Below are 16,885 nucleotides of genomic sequence, written 5' to 3'. Positions count from 1 at the left end.
AAATTAACTAGAATAACATGATAAACACACAGAAAAGTTACTGGGTAATGGTGAGATTATGGCTTTTAAAGATGACTTTAAAAAGTATTCATTCCACAGCAATGATATAAATGAATCGAGATATGTTTTACATAGGCTAAATAAATCCTTAAACATTATTGAAACTAGCAGGTATTTAGAAAACTCATCCAATACAGAATTAATATGGAGAATAAATGAAATAATCAATGAGGATAATGCTGAGAAATACGTCAGGGAATACTCTTCAGACTACAAAAAGACATATGCTGAATTTGTAAATGTCGATCTGTCATGGATAAAGACTGATTTTAATGCAGGTTTGTATTTATGGTTTAGCTTGTTTGTTTCTAAATTTGAAAGTAACAGGGAAAGGTTGACAGCAGAAGAAAGGGAATGGTTTAAGAAGGCAAGGCCAATTTCATCAGAAAACATTATTGTAGATATTACGACCTACGCCTTGTCAAAAGTAAAACAAATACCATCTATTAAAAATGAGGTTAATTTTATTCATAAAGAATATCAGCAGTTAACAGGGAGGAAAAGGCTTGGGTGGTTAAAAAATGACAAAGAGCAGGCAACTTGGGCATATCGGTACCTGGAAGAGAAGGATCGTCTATTTAAACGGCTATACATGGGTGACAGCGTAAATGCGCTTGATTTTATCAAGGTGTACTACGATTTACATATCGATGATAGTGGGGTTAGACTTACTTTCATAGAAATGAGTAATGCTTGGAATCAGCAGAGATATCGAGCCAAAAGAAAACAGGATGACAAAAAAGCACTAAGCGGCTATATAAGCATTGAGGCCAAGTCAAAGCTAAAAGAAATAGCAAAAAAAGAAAAACTCTCTGAGAGCGAAATGATAGAGTTTCTTATTATGACCTACTAAAATTTTTATCTTTACGATGAAAGAAGAGCCTGTATATAGAATGGTGTACAGGCCCTAAATGAAATTACTTTCAGATATATATTACTTCAGTGAAGAATCCCCACAGATTGCTCTGACAGTCACATTCCACTATACAGGCCCTGCACCTCACGGTGCGGGGCTTTTTGCTTTTATATCACGCCATTCGGCGAAATCCTTTCTCACTTACAGGAGAACCGTTATGTTTACTCTTCAGCAAGAGCCTACCATCATCAAAACCAATCTCGTCCATTCCCGGGGTCGTAGTACCTTCTGGCGTTTCTATTTCGGCACGGTACCTGGCTGGGAGCGTTTAGAGGGCGATATCTTCAACCTGATGGACAGGATGTGTGAGGTCTATCAGGGCGCTTTCTGGGAATTCAGTATGCTGTCTAATGGAGGGGCATTTATCTGGCCTGATATGCCCGAAACCTCGCTGCGTATGTTTAATCCGCATAACGGCCATAAAGCGGAGTTAAGTCTGGAAGCAGCCGGTATCGCGGTATGCCTGATGGCTTACAGTATCTGGTCGTTCAAAACAGAAAGTCCTGTGCTGGTGGAGTATTTTTACCAGTTGCGTGACTACGCTATTCAGCATCCGGAACAGGCGAACATCTTTCATCTGATTGACTGAGCTGCCTGGCCCGATTTTAGCTTCCTCTCACCCACCAGCAGTAACGCCTTTTATCCCTTTATCGAACAATTTATCAGTTTAATGACTGAGGAGAACCCCTATGTCCCGTTTAGCCTCCCGCTTTGGCAATGCCTGTACGATTCGCCGTGACCGTCCGTTAACGAATGAAGAGCTGTACCGCACTGTACCCAGCGTGTTCGGTGAAAATAAACATGAATCCCGTAGTGACCGCTATACCTACATCCCGACCATTAAGTTGCTGGATAGTTTACAGAAAGAAGGTTTTCAGCCGTTCTTTGCCTGCCAGACCCGGGTACGGGATGCCAGTCGCCGGGAGCACACCAAACATATGCTCCGCTTACGGCGTGAAGGTCAGATTACCGGTCAGCAGGTACCCGAGATTATCCTGCTCAACAGTCACGATGGCTCATCGAGCTATCAGATGTTACCCGGCCTGTTTCGCTTTGTTTGTCAGAATGGTTTGATTACCGGCCAGACTTTCGGAGAAGTGCGTGTTCCCCATAAAGGGGATGTGGTGGAGAAGGTGATTGAAGGAGCCTATGAAGTGCTGGGCCTGTTTGACCGCATGGATGAGCAGCGGGATGCGATGCAGTCCCTGCTGTTATCCCCGCCCGCACAACAGGCACTGGCCAGCGCGGCTCTCACCTATCGCTATGGGGAGGAGCACCAGCCGGTGACACCCGAGCAAATTCTGACTCCCCGCCGCTATGAAGACAATAAGCCAGACCTGTGGACCACTTATCAGCGGATACAGGAGAACCTGATTAAAGGCGGCCTGTCCGGTCGCAATGCCAAAGGAAAACGCAGCCATACCCGTGCCGTAAAGGGCATCGCCGGAGATGTGAAGCTCAATCGCGCTTTGTGGGTGATGGCGGAAAATATGCTGCAGTTGGCATCCTGATATGGGAGGTTTTGTCCATGCATTATACCAGTGAGTCTTCTCAGAATTTCACATTACAGCCCAGTGAACAGCGAGCCATCAAACGGGCACTGAGCATACTGGATAAACATCTACGTGAGCCCGGGATTGCCTTTACCTCCACCCAAAGCGTCAGAGACTGGTTACGACTGAAAATGGTCGGGCTGGAGCGGGAGGAGTTTATGGTGCTCTATCTCAGTCAGCAACATCAGCTGACAGGTTATGAAACCCTGTTCACCGGCACTATCAACAGTACCGAAGTGCATCCCAGAGAAGTTGTGAAACGCGCATTGTACTTTAATGCGGCAGCCGTCATTTTTGCCCACAATCATCCTTCGGGAGAGATAACCCCCAGTCAGGCGGATAAAAATCTCACCCAACGTCTGGTCAATATCTTACAGGTGGTGGATATCCGGGTGCTTGACCATCTGATTGTTGGTGGCAGGCACGTCTTCTCTTTCGCTGAACACGGCCTGATACGAGGTGAACTATGAATATCATCAGTAAATCTGCGGCAATGAAAATTCACCGGCAGCATACAGATTCTCGTCTTGCTCGCTATTGTCGGGGAAAATACAAATGGCTGGGCCACAGCCGCGGTAGAGAGGTGACGGAGTGCTCTGGTATCCTGGCGGTATATGTTGAACGTCGTCAGGACGGTCATGGCCCTTATGCCTGCCTGATGAGTGTCACTTTAAATTGATGAGGTGCATGGCCTAAGATGTAGGGGGAGCAGTTCAATGGATCATTGTGATCTATTGCGAGGGGGATACGATATAGTAGAGGCTCTGAGGGAAGAAGGGCTATACGTTATGGTTTACATTCTCGGAGTAAGATTTATTGCTGAGTATACAAGTGAGTATATATTGTGATCTTACATTATTTAAATCTATTATTAATCAATGCATTGATGTTTAAATTCGAGTCCGGCCTTCGCACCATACAAAGCTTTTTTCAAGTTTACTAACGTCTATTTTAGTCCTTAAAAACAGTAAGTTAAGCAGATTTCTGACTTGGCTTAGTCTGTTCACGTCTACTCAATTCCTTGAACATATACCAACCGATGATGGTATAACTGAAGGTATTCCCGGTTCGATTGATTTTGATTCCAACACTGGAGGTGTCAACTGATTGAATTGACAGGAATAATCTAGACACTTCTCAGCTGTTGATAATATTGATTTTTATATTCCCTCGGTGGTATTTGATCATTCGAACCATGCCGACGCTTACTGTTATAAAATATTTCGATGTGAACAAAAATATTGCTTGGGGCTTCTTCCCGCGGCTTTGTTGAATAAATCAGATTTCGGGTAAGTCTCCCCCGTAGCGGGTTGTGTTTTCAGGCAATACGCACGCTTTCAGGCATACCTGCTTTCGTCATTTTGTTCAGCGCTCGTACCAGGGCCATAGCCTCCGCAACCTGACCATCGTAGTCACGCAGCGTCAGTGAACCCCCGAACAGCTCTTTTACCCGGTACATCGCCGTTTCCGCTATCGAGCGACGGTTGTAGTCTGTTGTCCATTTCCACCGCGCATTACTCCCGGTCATTCGCTGATTAGCCACTGCACGGTTACGGTCTGCATATTCACCGGGCCAGTAACCCGCACCTTTTCGGGGAGGGATAAGCGCGCTGATTTTCTTACGCCGCAGTTCATCGTGACATAGCCGGGTATCGTAAGCGCCATCGGCGGCGGCTGACCTGATTTTCCGGTGGGTTTGCCGGATTAACCCGGGGAAGGCCTCTGAGTCCGTAACGTTGTTCAGCGACAGGTCAGCGCAGATGATTTCATGTGTTTTACTGTCAACGGCGAGATGCAGCTTACGCCAGATACGGCGGCGTTCCTGGCCATGCTTTTTGACTTTCCACTCGCCTTCACCGAAGACCTTCAGCCCGGTGGAATCAATTACCAGGTATGCGATTTCACCCCGGGTGGGCGTTTTGAAACTGACATTAACCGACTTTGCCCGCCTGCTGACACAGCTGTAATCCGGGCAGCGTAGCGGAACGTTCATCAGAGAAAAAATGGAATCAATAAAGCCCTGCGCAGCGCGCAGGGTCAGCCTGAATACGCGTTTAATGACCAGCACAGTCGTGATGGCAAGGTCAGAATAGCGCTGAGGTCTGCCTCGTGAAGAAGGCGCTGCCGACTCATACCAGGCCTGAATAGCTTCATCATCCAGCCAGAAAGTTATGGAGCCACGGTTGATGAGGGCTTTATTGTAGGTGGGCCAGTTGGTGATTTTGAACTTTTGCTTTGCCACGGAACGGTCTGCGTTGTCGGGAAGATACGTGATCTGATCCTTCAACTCAGCAAAAGTTCGATTTATTCAACAAAGCCGCGTTGCGCATCAGTTTAAAAGCGCGCGTCTGTACGAGATCGAGTTTGAGGGGCGTCGGTATCCTTCAAAAGCCATCGTCGGGTTAGCGGCCACGCTTGCCACGGGAACGGAATTTACCCCGGCGGATTTCAGCGGGGGGATTAAATCCAAATGCGTGCGCCTGTTACTGGAGCAAGGATTTACGATCGCGTCGCAGGGCGCTGGCGATGACGAGGCTGCGCTTTTCCCCGATGAGGGACAGACGACTATGGAGTTCGTGGAAGGGGCGGCGATGCAGGTGGTGGTCAATCGCTATGAGCGCGACCGTCAGGCTCGTCAGGCGGCGCTTCGCCTGCACGGCTGCCGGTGTCAGGTATGCGGTCTGGATATGGCCAGCCGCTATGGCGAAATCGGCCAGGGTTTTATCCATATCCACCATCTCATTCCGCTGTCCGGAATAAAGCAGGACTACCGTCTGAACCCTGAAACCGATCTGATCCCGGTTTGTCCCAACTGCCATGCAATGCTGCACCGGCGAGATCCGCCGTTTACCCCAGAAGAGCTGAAGGCCCGGCTGCGCCCCGCAGACTGACATCCGACAGCGCTCGCTTTAATTACATCAAACACACCACAAAACCCACGCTACCTCACCGGTAGCGTGGGCCCGCTCTCTCTTACTTATCCCGCGTCTCGCCAGCCTCCCAGCTGTAACTGCCATCGGCCGCTAACCTATCGCCCAGCTCCTGATACTCGAACTGATAAAACTCAGCCTGGGTGCCGTACCCGGCGTAGTCTACCGCCGCCAGGCCGACGAACGCCCCGGTAAAGAACCCGCCGTAGCTCTGCAACACATAGTCATCGGACAGTACCGCGGCATCCAGCTGGACCGGGATCTCGGTGAACGTCACGCCATCGAAGCTGTATTCATAGCTGTAGGTCTGCTTGCGGACTTTGGTCCGGAACCAGACGTATTCGACGCCGTCCGGCACCTTGATGGCGTTATCCTTCAGGTACGACGTGTATTTTCCGCGGTTATTTTCGCCGACTTCGATGACCTTGCCGTTAATTTCATTCCAGGTCAGGAAGACGAAGCTCCAGTGGCGGTCGTTATAGTAATTCGTTAACCCGGCCATCTGCTGGTAGCTGAAGGGTTCGAATTTCACCTTCACCGCGGCGTCAAAATAGAAAGCCTGCCAGCGGCGGGCAATCAGCGACAGGTCATGCGTATTGGCTAACGAACCCTGGCCGATTAAGGTTAATTTGCCGTCGCCGGTGGTGCCCATTTTGGCCGTAAACGGCACCCGCAGGGTATTCCAGTTCGGGTCGAGGGCTGGCGAGGTAAAGTCATCCTGCTGGCTATTATCGCTGGCGCTTTCGGTGAAGATGGCGTCTTTCGGCCCTTCGACGAAGGTTTTCCCGCCGTGACCGCCTTCAATACGCGGCCAGCCCTCGTCGTCCCAGTATACTTTCTGGATCGCGGTTTCCCGGCCGAGAGTTGACCAGCCGCGCGGGTCGTAGATGGATTCCCCCGGGCGATTCCACGGCCGGGCGCAGAGCGAGGCGTAATACCATTCGCCTTCCGGGGTGGAGACCAGCGCGCCATGGCCCTGTTTCTGGATGTAGCTGTCCGGGGTATCGACATTGGTTAAGAACACGTCGCCCGGCTCGGTTTCGAAGCTGTCGGCCTCGAGGGTTTTCGACCGAGCCACCACCTCCTGGTGGGTAAATACGGTGCCGCCCTGGGCGGCAAACAGATAGTAGTAGCCGTTCAGTTTATAGAGGTGCGGCCCCTCGACCAGCGCCACGGCGGTGCCGCGGTAGATGGTGCGCGCGGTTTCCGGCATTAACTTCAGCGTTTTGGTATCCAGCTCCGTTAAGGTAATGCCATCGAAGGGGTGATGGTACTCCCGGTGATCCCAGGTTTGCTGGACGATATATTTCCGGCCATCGTCGTCATGGAACAGCGAGGCGTCAAACCCGACGCCGTTCAGCTTGATCGGGTCGCTCCACGGGCCCCGAATATCCTTCGCCGTGGTCAGGTAGTTGGTCATGTCTTTAAAGGCGCCTTCGGTGACCTTCACATCGGTATACACCAACCAGAATTGCCCGTCGGCCCAGGAGAGCGCCGGCGCCCAAATGCCGCCGGAGGAGGGGTTGCCCTTCATGTCCAGCAGGGTGGTGGTGGAGAGCGGCGAAGGCAGCAGGTTCCAGTTTTTCAGGTCTTTCGACTCATGTAAACGCACGCCCGGGAACCACTCAAACGTCGAGTTGGCAATATAGTACGTATCCTCGACGCGAATAATACTGGGGTCGGCATTAAAGCCGCGTAATATCGGGTTTTGAATAAGTGACATTTCATTACACCTTTTAAAATGGAAAGTTAAGGATCGGTCTGATTTATATTTTTTTTAACTACACGCGGATCTCATCCAGCTGACGGTTGATGTCGGTCACATGTTTATCGGAGATCGGATAAACCTGCATGATCACCATCGAAATAGCGGCCAGCGCAATTGGGATCCACACCGCGGTCATAATGATCCCGTCGATGGCGCTGGCGCTCTGCACGGCGCCGCTTTCATTAAATCCATACACCGCCAGCAGCCACAGCGGGATAGCGCCGCCGATGGTGAAGCCGATCTTGAAGAAGAGTCCCATAATGGCATTGATAATGGCGGCATTGCGTTTGCCCGATTTTAATTCGCCGTACGCGATAACTTCCGGTACCAGCGCCCACATAAAGCCGGTGGCGGAGGTTAAGCCCCACTGTTTAATAAAGGTGGCGATGTAGGCCAGCCACAGGGCGTCGTGCATCCCTTCGCGGGACCAGGCGTAGGTCAGCAGTTCGCCGACGATGAACATGGCGAGGAACAGATGGAAGAAGCCTTTTTTACCAAAGATTTTTTTCAGTTTCGGCCAGAACACCGGGAAGGCGATGCCGGGAATAGACGCGACGAGGCCCACGGCGCCCATCCATTCGGAGTGGCCGACGACGAACTGGTTGAAGAAGCCGTTAACGGTGTTCATGAAGAACATGAAGGTAAAGGCCAGCATAAAGAACATGCCGAGAATAACCAGCGGACGGTTATGTCTGAGCTCGTGGAAAAGGTCGGTAGTTTTGACGTTGGCGGTCTGCTCGGCGGTCGCGACAACGCGTTCTTTGGTGCATTTGTAGCAGATAAACAGGGCCACCGCGCCGATGATCATATAGATGGCGTACACGCCGAACCAGGCGTAGTTCGCCGACGGATCGGTATAGTTGCCGAGATTCAGCTCAAGGCCGAAAAAGCCGGTGTCTTTCAGGCTACGATCTTTCGGCGCCGCCATCTGCACAAACATCGGGAACAGGGTATAGACCAGCAGGTTGGCGCTGTTGGCCAGCATCATGCGGGTACTGGTCAGCTTATCGATCGATTCCGGGTCGCGGGTCAGCGAGGCATTCAGCGAGCCATAGGGAATATTGACTAAGGAATAAACCAGGTCCAGCGCCAGATAAATAATAAAGGCGAAAGCCACCGAACCTTTCACTCCGGGGATTGGCGCGAACAGTAATGCCGACAGGATCACCAGCGGCACGCCGGCTCGTAAAAGCCAGGGGCGATATTTTCCTGCCTTCGAGGTTCGTTTATCCACGTAGGTTCCGACCATCGGATCCCAAAACACATTAATGATGCGGACAAAAAGAAAAATAAAGCCTGCCGTTGCCGTGCTGATAGTATTTACCGTCAGCATATGCAAAGCCAGAAAACCCCCAATGGTGCCGAAAACCAGGTTTTGCGCAAAGTCGCCCATGCCATAACCAATTCGTTCTCCGCGGGTTAATTTATGATATTCATCATGCCGACTGTGCATTATGTTTTTACTCATTCTAAGCAGACTCCGGTTTGTTTTGTGTAGGTGAAACACTTTCTGACACAGTTGACCTGGAAGAATCTATTACGTTTTTAAATTAAGTAATTATGTTTTTTTACTTCTGTGATCCTCGAAGCAAAGGCCTGTATCACCTGCGTTGAATCGTTATCCGCCGCTAATTTTCTGACAGATATGCAATGTGACAAAACCGGCATTTTAATTCGCTATGTTCACCTGAATTCCCCAGGAAGTGTACGCTATACGCGCGCGAAGCGAGATATTTAAAATAGTTTTATTTGCGAGATGGCTCACATTTGAGCATTTTCTCAATCGCTGAGTGAAATAACGTAATTGAGCAACCGACGATGAGAATACACGATGTGTCACAGTTGTTAATTTTCGGCTTCCTCAATTTCGGAGTTCATCATGCAAACTTATTTTGACCAGCTCGAACGCGTTCTTTTTGCCGGACCTAAAACCGATAATCCGCTGGCGTTTCGCCACTATAATCCGGATGAAATCGTGCTGGGAAAACGGATGGCAGATCATCTGCGTTTTGCCGCCTGTTATTGGCATAACTTCTGCTGGAATGGCGCTGATATGTTTGGCGCCGGCTCGTTTGAGCGTCCCTGGCAGGCCGCGGGCGATGCGCTGGAAATGGCCAAACGCAAAGCGGACGTAGCGTTTGAATTTTTCTACAAGCTCAACGTGCCGTATTACTGCTTCCACGATGTCGACGTCTCGCCAGAAGGCGCGTCGCTGAAAGAGTATTTGCATAATTTCGCCGTGATGACCGAAGTGCTGGCGGAGAAACAGCAGCAAACCGGCGTGAAACTGCTGTGGGGCACCGCCAACTGCTTTACCCACCCGCGCTACGGCGCCGGGGCGGCGACCAACCCCGATCCGGAGGTGTTTGCCTGGGCGGCCACGCAGGTGGTGACCGCCATGAACGCCACCCACCAGCTCGGCGGCGAAAACTATGTGCTGTGGGGCGGCCGAGAAGGTTACGAGTCGCTGTTGAATACCGACCTGCGCCAGGAGCGCGAGCAGATTGGCCGCTTCCTGCAGATGGTGGTGGAGCACAAGCATAAGATTGGCTTTGGCGGCACGCTGCTTATCGAGCCGAAACCGCAGGAGCCCACCAAGCATCAATACGATTACGATGTCGCGACGGTGTATGGCTTCCTGAAGCAGTTTGGTCTGGAAAATGAGATCAAGGTGAACATTGAAGCCAACCACGCCACCCTGGCGGGGCACTCTTTCCACCATGAAATCGCCAGCGCCATCGCGCTGGGCATTTTCGGCTCCGTTGATGCCAACCGCGGCGATGCGCAGCTCGGCTGGGATACCGATCAGTTCCCGAACAGCGTGGAAGAAAATACCCTGGTGATGTACGAGATCCTCAAAGCCGGGGGATTCACCACCGGCGGCCTGAACTTTGACGCCAAAGTTCGCCGGCAGAGCACCGACAAATACGACATGTTCTATGGCCATATTGGCGCCATGGACGTGATGGCGCTGTCCCTCAAGCTGGCCGCGCGCATGATTGAGGATGGCAAGCTCGATCGGGCTCTGGCAAAACGCTATGCCGGCTGGCAGGGCGAGCTGGGGCAACAAATTATGGCCGGCCGCATGTCGCTGGATAATATTGCCCGGTACGCTGAGCAGCATAATCTGAATCCGCAGCATCACAGCGGGCGTCAGGAATTACTCGAAAATCTCGTCAATACCTATATCTTTGGTTAAATTTGGCTGATATGCCCCTGCGGGGGCATATATTCCGCCATCTGCCCGCTGCCGGGAAATAGCCTTTATTGGTTCGTGTTGTATTTATGCTGTCTGCGCCGTAAGGCCATCTGTTTGACTGTCTATAGCAGAACAATCCGCCGTGCGGATGGTTCTGCTATTGTGCCACCTGTTTAATATTAGTGAAGGAGGAAGAGTCGCGATAATTGTGTAATGCCTCTGTGACCGTACAAAATAAAAAATAACTTGTTCTGATGATAGCGACATATTCTGTCAGCTCAGAATAGGCTGGTTATTGTCTGAATAAAATTAACCTATATTGAGAAACTCATGACAATGATAAAAAAACTTCCATTAACCATGGCGGTTATCGCCGCGTTTTTTCCGCTTACCTCTGTAATGGCGCAAGAATTTACTCAGGAACAGATCGACGCCATCGTCGCCAAAGCCGTTGATAAAGCGCTGGCCGAACGCCAGGCGAAAATCGACGCCGCGGCCGACAAAAAGGTCGACGTGATCACCAACCCGCAGACCACCGCCGCCTCGCCGGATATGGCCATTCCGTTCGGCCTCAAGTTCAGCGGCTACGCCCGCTATGGCGCCCACTTCCAGACCGGCGACCAGAAATATGTCGGCGTCGACGGCTCCTATAACGGCGCCTCGGCGATCGGCCGCCTGGGCAACGAAAGCAACGGCGGCGAATTCCAGATCAGCAAGGCCTTCAAAAGCGCGCAGGGGGCTATCTGGGATCTTAACGTGATGTTCGACCACTGGAGCGACGAGGTTAACCTGAAGAAGGCCTACGTCGGCGTCACCAACGTGCTGGAATCCAACCCCAACGCCTATATCTGGGCCGGCCGCGACTTCCACCAGCGTCCGCAACAGGGGATCAACGACTACTTCTGGATGAACCACGACGGCCAGGGCGCCGGGGTGAAGAACTTTGATATCGGCGGCGTGCAGTTCGACGTGGCGGCGGTGTCGCAGGTGAAATCCTGTAGTCCGGAAGTGATGGCCGATGAGACCAACCCGTCGCGCATCACCTGTACCGGCAGCTCCGACACCGGCGACAACGGCCACTACGCGCTGACCACCAAAACCCACAACATCAAGGCCGGGCCGATCGACGTCGAGGTGTACGCCAACTACGGCTTTGACTCAAAGGCGGTGGACAGCGACGCGCGTCTCGAAGCCTGGCAGGGCGGCCTGGTGCTGAGCCACACCAACGACAGCGGGGTGAACAAGGTGATCCTGCGCTATTCCGACAACTCGGATAACAGCGTCTACAACAAAACCGACGACCTGACCACGGTCTACGCCAGCTTCGAGGGCAGCCATAAGTTCACCCAGCAGGCGCAGGTGGAATATCTGCTGGCCTTCCACGACTACGACAACGGCAAGGACAATACCGATAACCGTAAAAACTACGGCGCCATCGTGCGGCCGATGTACTTCTGGAACGACGTGCACTCCACCTGGCTGGAAGCGGGCTACCAGCGCGTGGATTACGACCAGGGCGGGGATAACCACGGCTGGAAGCTGACGCTGTCGCAGAACATCGCCATCGGCATGGGGCCGGAGTTCCGTCCGATGCTGCGCTTCTACGTGACCGGCGGCCAGGTGGACAACGAGCATACCGCGAAGGTTAACGGCACCCAGGACCAGCAGCTGGATTCGCTGAACGTCGGCGGGATGTTTGAGGCGTGGTTCTGATGCGATAGCGCTGTCGAAGGAGCGTTCCCGGCTGGCGCTACGCTTAGCCGGGCTACAACTGGTGCGCTCCATTTATGCCGGATGGCGGCATAAATGCCTTATCCGGCCTACGTTCCTTCCTGCGGGCTCCCCCTGTAGGCCCGGCAAGCTCAGCGCCGCCGGGCGGTCAGGCGCCGTACCTACGATAGTGCCGGATGGCGGCATAAATGCCTTATCCGGCCTACGTTCCTTCCTGCGGGCTCCCCCCCCAGGACCGGCAAGCGCAGCGCCGCCGGGCAGCTGGTTCAGGCCAACTCCCTCAGTTCACCGTCAGGCGCAGGGCCAGATCCTGCGGGTAGGGGTCAAAATAGTTCTGCGCCTGCAGGTAGCGATCCGGATACTCGGCCAGATAGTGCTTAAGCAGCGTCAGCGGGGCGAGGATCGGCAGCAGCCCGGCGCGATAGTTGAGGATCACCTCCCGCAGCTCGCCGCGCTGGCGGCTGTTCAGCTGGTCGCGGAAATAACCCTGAATATGCATCAGCACGTTGGTGTGGTTTTTCCGCGAGGCGGGCTGCTTGAGGATCGCCATCAGCTTCTCGCGGTAAACCTCGAAGAACGCCTCCAGATCCTCCCATTCATGCAGCGAGGCGACGAACGGGCCGATCTCCCGGTAGCCCGCCTGGTGATGAGCCAGCAGCTGCAGCTTGTAGCGGCTGTGAAAGGCCAGCAGGCTGTGGCGGGTCAGGCCGCGGGCGCGCAGGGCGTTGAGTTCATGCAGGGCGAAAACGCGCTCGACAAAATTCTCCCGCAGCAGCGGATCGTGCAGCCGGCCATCCTCTTCCACCGGCAGCCACGGGTAGCGCGCCATCAGGGCGCCGGTAAACAGCCCCACGCCTTCCTTACGCCCGCGATTGCCTTTTTCGTCATACAGCCGCACGCGCTCCATCCCGCAGCTCGGCGATTTGGCGCAGACGATAAAGCCCGACAGCTCGCCCAGGGTTGCCAGGTGGGCGCTGGCGAAATCAGCCATCTTCTCCGTCACATCCTCGTGCGGGGCGTGGCTGAAGCGCATGCGGATCTCCCCGACCGGGGTCTGCACCAGGCGGAGCGCCGGACGGGGAACGGGCAGGCCGATCGCCATCTCCGGGCAGACGGGTTTAAACGCCACCCACTGCGCGAGCTCATCCATCACAAAGCCCATACGCTTATGCCCGCCGTCGAATCGCACGGCTGAGCCGGTTAAACATCCGCTGATCCCAATGACAGGTTGCGTGTTCATGGCGCTGTCCTCTCTTCTGCTGTGGTTCGGGTAAAGAAAAGGGTCACGGTGGCGACCGTAATGCCGAATTTCTTCATCTCGGTTTTGTTAAATAAATGGCTGCCGTCCTGCAGGAACATCCAGTCGTCAAAGTGCAGCAGCCACCGGCTGCCGCTGGCCTCGACGTTCATGCTGTAGCGCCAGTGAAAGGCATTGCCTGCCGCCTGGCCGCTGGCCACGCCTTCGATATCGCCGGCGGTGCCCTGATAACGGTTATCGCCGGTGCGGCGAATGCGCCATACCCGCTGCTGCTTCTCGCCGTCGTCATAGACAAAGCGCTCATGGAGGGTCAGGGTGTCGCCGACGACGTCGCCATCGATCTCAACATGGAAGCGGCGCAGCTGCTTGCCGCTGCGATCCTGCACCATCCCCCACGCCTCGGTTCGCCCTTGAAAATAGTGAAAGATGTCGAGGGCGGGCTGCTGCTGCCGGTACTCCGTGACCTCGGTGCTGCAGCCGGCGAGGATCAGCATCAGCAGCGCCAGGCCAAGGGTCAGAATGCGTTTCATGGTGTACCTCCGATCAACTGCTGACGCAGTTCGGGATAAGTGGTGCGCGGATCGAGCCAGATGGCGAGAAAGCGGGTGCTGAACGCCGCCGACTGGCGCGGGCCGAGCGGGGTAAAGGCGGTCTGTGCGGCGCTGGCGCGGTACCAGAACTGCCCCTCGCCGCCGCGGACCACGAACGCCAGCTGGCTGCCCGGCGCGACGTCCGGCCAGATCCCCTGCAGCATGCGCAGCCAGGCTTCGCTACGCGGTTCCTGTTGCAGAATGCCCTGTGCCTGCCACTGGTCGCGGGTGGCGTCCACCAGCGCCTCACGATCGATGTCGCGCTGGTAGGTGATGATCAGCGCCCGATCCTGCTGCGGGCCGTCATACCGACCATTGGGCGTGCGCAGCTGTGAGTGATAGACGGTGAACGGCCCCCAGGTGAGGGTCGCCTCGCCGACGCGGCGCCACGCCAGCCAGTCGGCGGCGTGGGCCGCCGGGGCGAGGACGGTCAGCCATAGCAGTAACAGGGCGAATCTCATTTTTGCCTCCCCATCCCCAGATGGAATAACAGCATGATCACCAGCCAGCCGCAGGCCATGGCGGCCACAGCAAGCGCCGTCGGCACCAGCAGGGTCATGGCTCCGAGGCGAGCGCCGATCAGGTAGGCCACCGGGCCGCCGAGGGTCGCCGCCGTGGCCAGCACCCAGCCGTGAAGCGTCGCGGTGCGGGTCAGTCGGGTCCAGACGACGGCGAACATCAGCCACAGGGCCACCATCCACAGGGGCAGCAGGCTGTCGCCGCGAAAATCAATCAGCCCCGCCAGCGCCCAGCAGGCGTCCAGCCCGCAGCCCGCCGCGGCCAGCAGCAGGGCGGGCGGACGACTGGTCGCCGGCAACCGCAGCCAGGCGAAGATGGCCAGCGTCAGCCAGATCAGCAGGCCGCGCTCGCGCAACATCACCACCAGCGTCCAGTAAACATCGAACGCGAGGGCCATCAGCAAGTGCTGCGCCGGGCGTGTCATACCCGCTCCGCGGTGAGCTGCACCACGCTGATGGTGCGGGCGTTAAATCCGGCTTCGCAATAGCCGAAGTAGTAGAGCCACATCCGGCGGAAGCGCTCATCGAAGCCGAGCTTTTCAATATCCTGCCAGGCGTGGGTAAAACGCTGCCGCCAGTGCGCCAGCGTGCGGGCATAGTCCGGGCCCATGTCGAACAGGTTGCGCACCACAAAATCGGTATGGCGGGTCATCAGCTCGCTCATTGCCGTGATGCTGGGCAAAAAGCCGCCCGGGAAGATGTAGCGCTGGATAAAATCGACGCTTTTGCTGTAGTCGCGATAGCGCTGATCCTGAATGGTGATCGCCTGCAGGGCCATTTTACCGCCCGGGCGCAGGCGCGCCTGACAGGTGCGGAAGAAGGCCGGCAGGTAGCGCTGGCCCACCGCCTCAATCATCTCCACCGACACCAGTTTGTCGTACTCGCCGCGCAGATCGCGGTAGTCGCAGAGCAGCACCTCGACGCGATCCTGCAGCCCGGCGCGGGCCATGCGCTCGGTAGCCCAGCGGTGCTGCTCCCGGGAAAGGGTGGTAGTCGTGACCCGGCAACCGTAATGGCGGGCGGCGTACTCGGCCAGCGCCCCCCAGCCGGTGCCAATCTCCAGCAGATGATCGCCGGGGTTGAGCGCCAGCTGGTCGCACAGACGCGCCATCTTGGCCCGCTGGGCCTGGGTCAGATCCTGCTCGTCGTCGGTAAACAGCGCGCTGGAGTAGAGCAGGTCGTCATCCAGAAAGTGGGCATAAAATTCGTTGCCGAGGTCGTAATGGGCGGCGATGTTCTCCCGCGCCTGGGCGCGGGTGTTGCGGCGAGTCCAGTGGCGCAGGCGGGCGACAGGCTTACCCAGCAGACGAAAGCCGCGCTCCAGACGCCCCAGCACCTCGCCGTTGCGCGCGAGGATCTGCAACAGAGCCGTCAGCTGGTGGCTCTCCCAGTCGCCGTCCATCCAGGCCTCGGCCGCCGCGAGACTGCCGCCGGTCAGCAGACGCCAGTAAACCTCCGGCGTGCAGACCCGCGCCTCAGCGCGCAGCGCGGCGGCGGGGTCGCCAAAATGAAAAGTCTGCGCCCCTTCGCGCACGGTGAGCGAGCCTTCGCGGAGGCCGCTCAACAGACGAAAAAGCAGCCAGCGCGCGAGCCGCACGTTGCGCGGCACATCGGGTTCAAGCGCAAAGACGGGATCGGTCATGAGCGTTCACTCCTGCTGACAGGATGGTTGTACAGCGGCACGCGCTTCAGCCACAGCCGCAGCGCCTGCCAGTAGATGGCGAGGACGGTTTTCAGGGTCATCATCGGCAGACGCAGCAGCAGCCCGCGCAGGTTGGCGCGGGTTAACGGCACGCGGCTCAGGGCCAGCGTGGCGTCGAACACCTTGCTGGCCTGATGGTTTTCAATGTGCATGTGCAGCGTTTTGCCCGGCGCGTTGAAGCGCCAGTGATAGACCATGTCCATCGGGTTAAACGGCGAAACGTGAAAGGCTTTCTCCAGCGGGCGCGCCTGCTGGCCGTCCACCGCGTAGTAATGACGCTCATTCCACGGCGTGTTGCGCACTTCGGCCAGCACCCAGCGCAGGGTGTCGGCCTCGTCATAGCAGTAGTAAAAGTTGACCGGATTAAAATGGAAGCCGAAGTAGCGCAGCTGGGTCAGGAGCATCACGCGGCCCGCCGGGCGGCAGCCGGTCAGGCTCTCCAGCCGGTTCAGCACCTGAGCCTTCAGCGGCGCGCCCAGCGGATAATCGGCGTCGTACCAGGCGGCGGCGGCCAGGCGGTTGCGGCGGATGCCCGCCTCAGGCAGCCTGTCCAGTTCGTCGAGGTCAAGCCAGGCCATAAACAGGCGGTAGACGAAGTGGTGCGCCTTCGGCTGCAGGCGACGGTGGCGCAGGACGCCCTGATAGAGGCAGCTGTTCATT

General features: G+C 55.5%; 17 protein-coding genes and 1 pseudogene. 8 read left to right on the top strand and 10 right to left on the bottom strand.

Annotated elements, in window-relative coordinates:
- Window positions 1-58 precede the first annotated feature (58 nt).
- From ACR809_RS22385 to ACR809_RS22365, 5 genes are all read left to right on the top strand, one after another.
- On the top strand, window positions 59-913 hold the full coding sequence (locus tag ACR809_RS22385) for a hypothetical protein (RefSeq protein ID WP_122051581.1): 855 nt from the start codon (window positions 59-61) through the stop codon (window positions 911-913).
- Window positions 914-1,133: 220 nt separating this feature from the next.
- Window positions 1,134-1,565, top strand: coding sequence for an antirestriction protein (locus tag ACR809_RS22380; RefSeq protein ID WP_021312429.1), 432 nt, complete (start codon window positions 1,134-1,136; stop codon window positions 1,563-1,565).
- A gap of 100 nt (window positions 1,566-1,665) precedes the next feature.
- Entirely contained in the window at window positions 1,666-2,487 is an 822-nt protein-coding gene (locus ACR809_RS22375) for a DUF932 domain-containing protein (RefSeq protein WP_064161307.1), read from the top strand.
- A gap of 17 nt (window positions 2,488-2,504) precedes the next feature.
- Window positions 2,505-2,999, top strand: coding sequence for a RadC family protein (gene radC / locus ACR809_RS22370; RefSeq protein ID WP_064161308.1), 495 nt, complete (start codon window positions 2,505-2,507; stop codon window positions 2,997-2,999).
- Complete coding sequence (locus tag ACR809_RS22365; RefSeq protein WP_074187292.1) at window positions 2,996-3,208, top strand: DUF987 family protein; 213 nt, start codon at window positions 2,996-2,998, stop codon at window positions 3,206-3,208. Before radC ends, ACR809_RS22365 begins: the two co-directional genes overlap by 4 nt.
- A gap of 447 nt (window positions 3,209-3,655) precedes the next feature.
- On the opposite strand, the pseudogene ACR809_RS22360 reads toward ACR809_RS22365, so the two are convergent.
- Together ACR809_RS22360 and ACR809_RS22355 are read right to left on the bottom strand one after the other, a co-directional pair.
- Window positions 3,656-3,808, bottom strand: a pseudogene (locus ACR809_RS22360) (IS3 family transposase); the annotation flags it as partial.
- A gap of 39 nt (window positions 3,809-3,847) precedes the next feature.
- A complete protein-coding gene (locus ACR809_RS22355) occupies window positions 3,848-4,816 on the bottom strand; it encodes an IS5-like element IS903B family transposase (protein ID WP_162992557.1) in 969 nt (322 codons plus the stop codon).
- 19 nt (window positions 4,817-4,835) lie between these two features.
- Between ACR809_RS22355 and ACR809_RS22350 the strand changes: the two genes are divergently transcribed.
- A complete protein-coding gene (locus ACR809_RS22350; RefSeq protein WP_122051580.1) occupies window positions 4,836-5,420 on the top strand; it encodes an HNH endonuclease in 585 nt (194 codons plus the stop codon).
- An 82-nt stretch (window positions 5,421-5,502) separates the two neighbouring features.
- On the opposite strand, the gene ACR809_RS22345 is transcribed toward ACR809_RS22350, so the two are convergent.
- Both ACR809_RS22345 and ACR809_RS22340 read right to left on the bottom strand, forming a co-directional pair.
- A complete protein-coding gene (locus ACR809_RS22345; RefSeq protein WP_002887062.1) occupies window positions 5,503-7,182 on the bottom strand; it encodes a glycoside hydrolase family 43 protein in 1,680 nt (559 codons plus the stop codon).
- Window positions 7,183-7,240: 58 nt separating this feature from the next.
- Complete coding sequence (locus ACR809_RS22340; protein WP_072157864.1) at window positions 7,241-8,680, bottom strand: MFS transporter; 1,440 nt, start codon at window positions 8,678-8,680, stop codon at window positions 7,241-7,243.
- Window positions 8,681-9,106: 426 nt separating this feature from the next.
- Here ACR809_RS22340 and xylA point away from each other — a divergent pair, with 426 nt between their 5' ends.
- Together xylA and ACR809_RS22330 are read left to right on the top strand one after the other, a co-directional pair.
- Entirely contained in the window at window positions 9,107-10,426 is a 1,320-nt protein-coding gene (gene xylA, locus ACR809_RS22335; RefSeq protein WP_017900971.1) for a xylose isomerase, read from the top strand.
- Window positions 10,427-10,756: 330 nt separating this feature from the next.
- A complete protein-coding gene (locus tag ACR809_RS22330) occupies window positions 10,757-12,139 on the top strand; it encodes a carbohydrate porin (protein WP_122051579.1) in 1,383 nt (460 codons plus the stop codon).
- Between the two features lie 298 nt (window positions 12,140-12,437).
- Here the strand turns inward: ACR809_RS22330 and ACR809_RS22325 are convergent, their stop codons facing one another.
- From ACR809_RS22325 to ACR809_RS22300, 6 genes are read right to left on the bottom strand one after another with little or no spacing between them, the layout of a single operon-like run.
- Window positions 12,438-13,397 (bottom strand): YbgA family protein, encoded by a 960-nt coding sequence (locus ACR809_RS22325; protein WP_004152213.1) that lies wholly within the window; start codon window positions 13,395-13,397, stop codon window positions 12,438-12,440.
- Window positions 13,394-13,945 (bottom strand): DUF3833 domain-containing protein, encoded by a 552-nt coding sequence (locus ACR809_RS22320; RefSeq protein ID WP_004177586.1) that lies wholly within the window; start codon window positions 13,943-13,945, stop codon window positions 13,394-13,396. The genes ACR809_RS22325 and ACR809_RS22320 overlap by 4 nt, the downstream gene beginning before the upstream one ends.
- The gene (locus ACR809_RS22315) at window positions 13,942-14,466 is read right to left on the bottom strand and encodes a hypothetical protein (protein ID WP_004178438.1); all 525 of its coding nucleotides are present in this window, start codon (window positions 14,464-14,466) and stop codon (window positions 13,942-13,944) included. Before ACR809_RS22315 ends, ACR809_RS22320 begins: the two co-directional genes overlap by 4 nt.
- A complete protein-coding gene (locus ACR809_RS22310; RefSeq protein WP_122051578.1) occupies window positions 14,463-14,948 on the bottom strand; it encodes a DUF2878 domain-containing protein in 486 nt (161 codons plus the stop codon). The genes ACR809_RS22315 and ACR809_RS22310 overlap by 4 nt, the downstream gene beginning before the upstream one ends.
- Window positions 14,945-16,165, bottom strand: coding sequence for an SAM-dependent methyltransferase (locus ACR809_RS22305; protein WP_004888756.1), 1,221 nt, complete (start codon window positions 16,163-16,165; stop codon window positions 14,945-14,947). Before ACR809_RS22305 ends, ACR809_RS22310 begins: the two co-directional genes overlap by 4 nt.
- On the bottom strand, window positions 16,162-16,884 hold the full coding sequence (locus tag ACR809_RS22300; RefSeq protein ID WP_004178444.1) for a DUF1365 domain-containing protein: 723 nt from the start codon (window positions 16,882-16,884) through the stop codon (window positions 16,162-16,164). Before ACR809_RS22300 ends, ACR809_RS22305 begins: the two co-directional genes overlap by 4 nt.
- Window position 16,885: the final 1 nt, after the last annotated feature.

It is taken from the genome of Klebsiella sp. CD33, assembly GCF_051992865.1.
Classification (GTDB): domain Bacteria; phylum Pseudomonadota; class Gammaproteobacteria; order Enterobacterales; family Enterobacteriaceae; genus Klebsiella; species Klebsiella pneumoniae.
Note: the sequence above shows the minus strand (reverse complement) of the source record. Positions and strands in the feature narration are given on the sequence as shown.

Bases quoted from the DNA above. Each gene is read 5' to 3' on its own strand.
- ACR809_RS22375 (WP_064161307.1), top strand. From the start codon at position 1,666: ATGTCCCGTTTAGCCTCCCGCTTTGGCAATGCCTGTACGATTCGCCGT.
- ACR809_RS22385 (WP_122051581.1), top strand. From the start codon at position 59: ATGGCTTTTAAAGATGACTTTAAAAAGTATTCATTCCACAGCAATGAT.
- xylA (WP_017900971.1), top strand. From the start codon at position 9,107: ATGCAAACTTATTTTGACCAGCTCGAACGCGTTCTTTTTGCCGGACCT.
- ACR809_RS22310 (WP_122051578.1), bottom strand. From the start codon at position 14,948: ATGACACGCCCGGCGCAGCACTTGCTGATGGCCCTCGCGTTCGATGTT.
- ACR809_RS22340 (WP_072157864.1), bottom strand. From the start codon at position 8,680: ATGCACAGTCGGCATGATGAATATCATAAATTAACCCGCGGAGAACGA.
- radC (WP_064161308.1), top strand. From the start codon at position 2,505: ATGCATTATACCAGTGAGTCTTCTCAGAATTTCACATTACAGCCCAGT.
- ACR809_RS22305 (WP_004888756.1), bottom strand. From the start codon at position 16,165: ATGACCGATCCCGTCTTTGCGCTTGAACCCGATGTGCCGCGCAACGTG.
- ACR809_RS22300 (WP_004178444.1), bottom strand. From the start codon at position 16,884: ATGAACAGCTGCCTCTATCAGGGCGTCCTGCGCCACCGTCGCCTGCAG.
- ACR809_RS22345 (WP_002887062.1), bottom strand. From the start codon at position 7,182: ATGTCACTTATTCAAAACCCGATATTACGCGGCTTTAATGCCGACCCC.
- ACR809_RS22330 (WP_122051579.1), top strand. From the start codon at position 10,757: ATGACAATGATAAAAAAACTTCCATTAACCATGGCGGTTATCGCCGCG.
- ACR809_RS22365 (WP_074187292.1), top strand. From the start codon at position 2,996: ATGAATATCATCAGTAAATCTGCGGCAATGAAAATTCACCGGCAGCAT.
- ACR809_RS22325 (WP_004152213.1), bottom strand. From the start codon at position 13,397: ATGAACACGCAACCTGTCATTGGGATCAGCGGATGTTTAACCGGCTCA.
- ACR809_RS22320 (WP_004177586.1), bottom strand. From the start codon at position 13,945: ATGAAACGCATTCTGACCCTTGGCCTGGCGCTGCTGATGCTGATCCTC.
- ACR809_RS22380 (WP_021312429.1), top strand. From the start codon at position 1,134: ATGTTTACTCTTCAGCAAGAGCCTACCATCATCAAAACCAATCTCGTC.
- ACR809_RS22315 (WP_004178438.1), bottom strand. From the start codon at position 14,466: ATGAGATTCGCCCTGTTACTGCTATGGCTGACCGTCCTCGCCCCGGCG.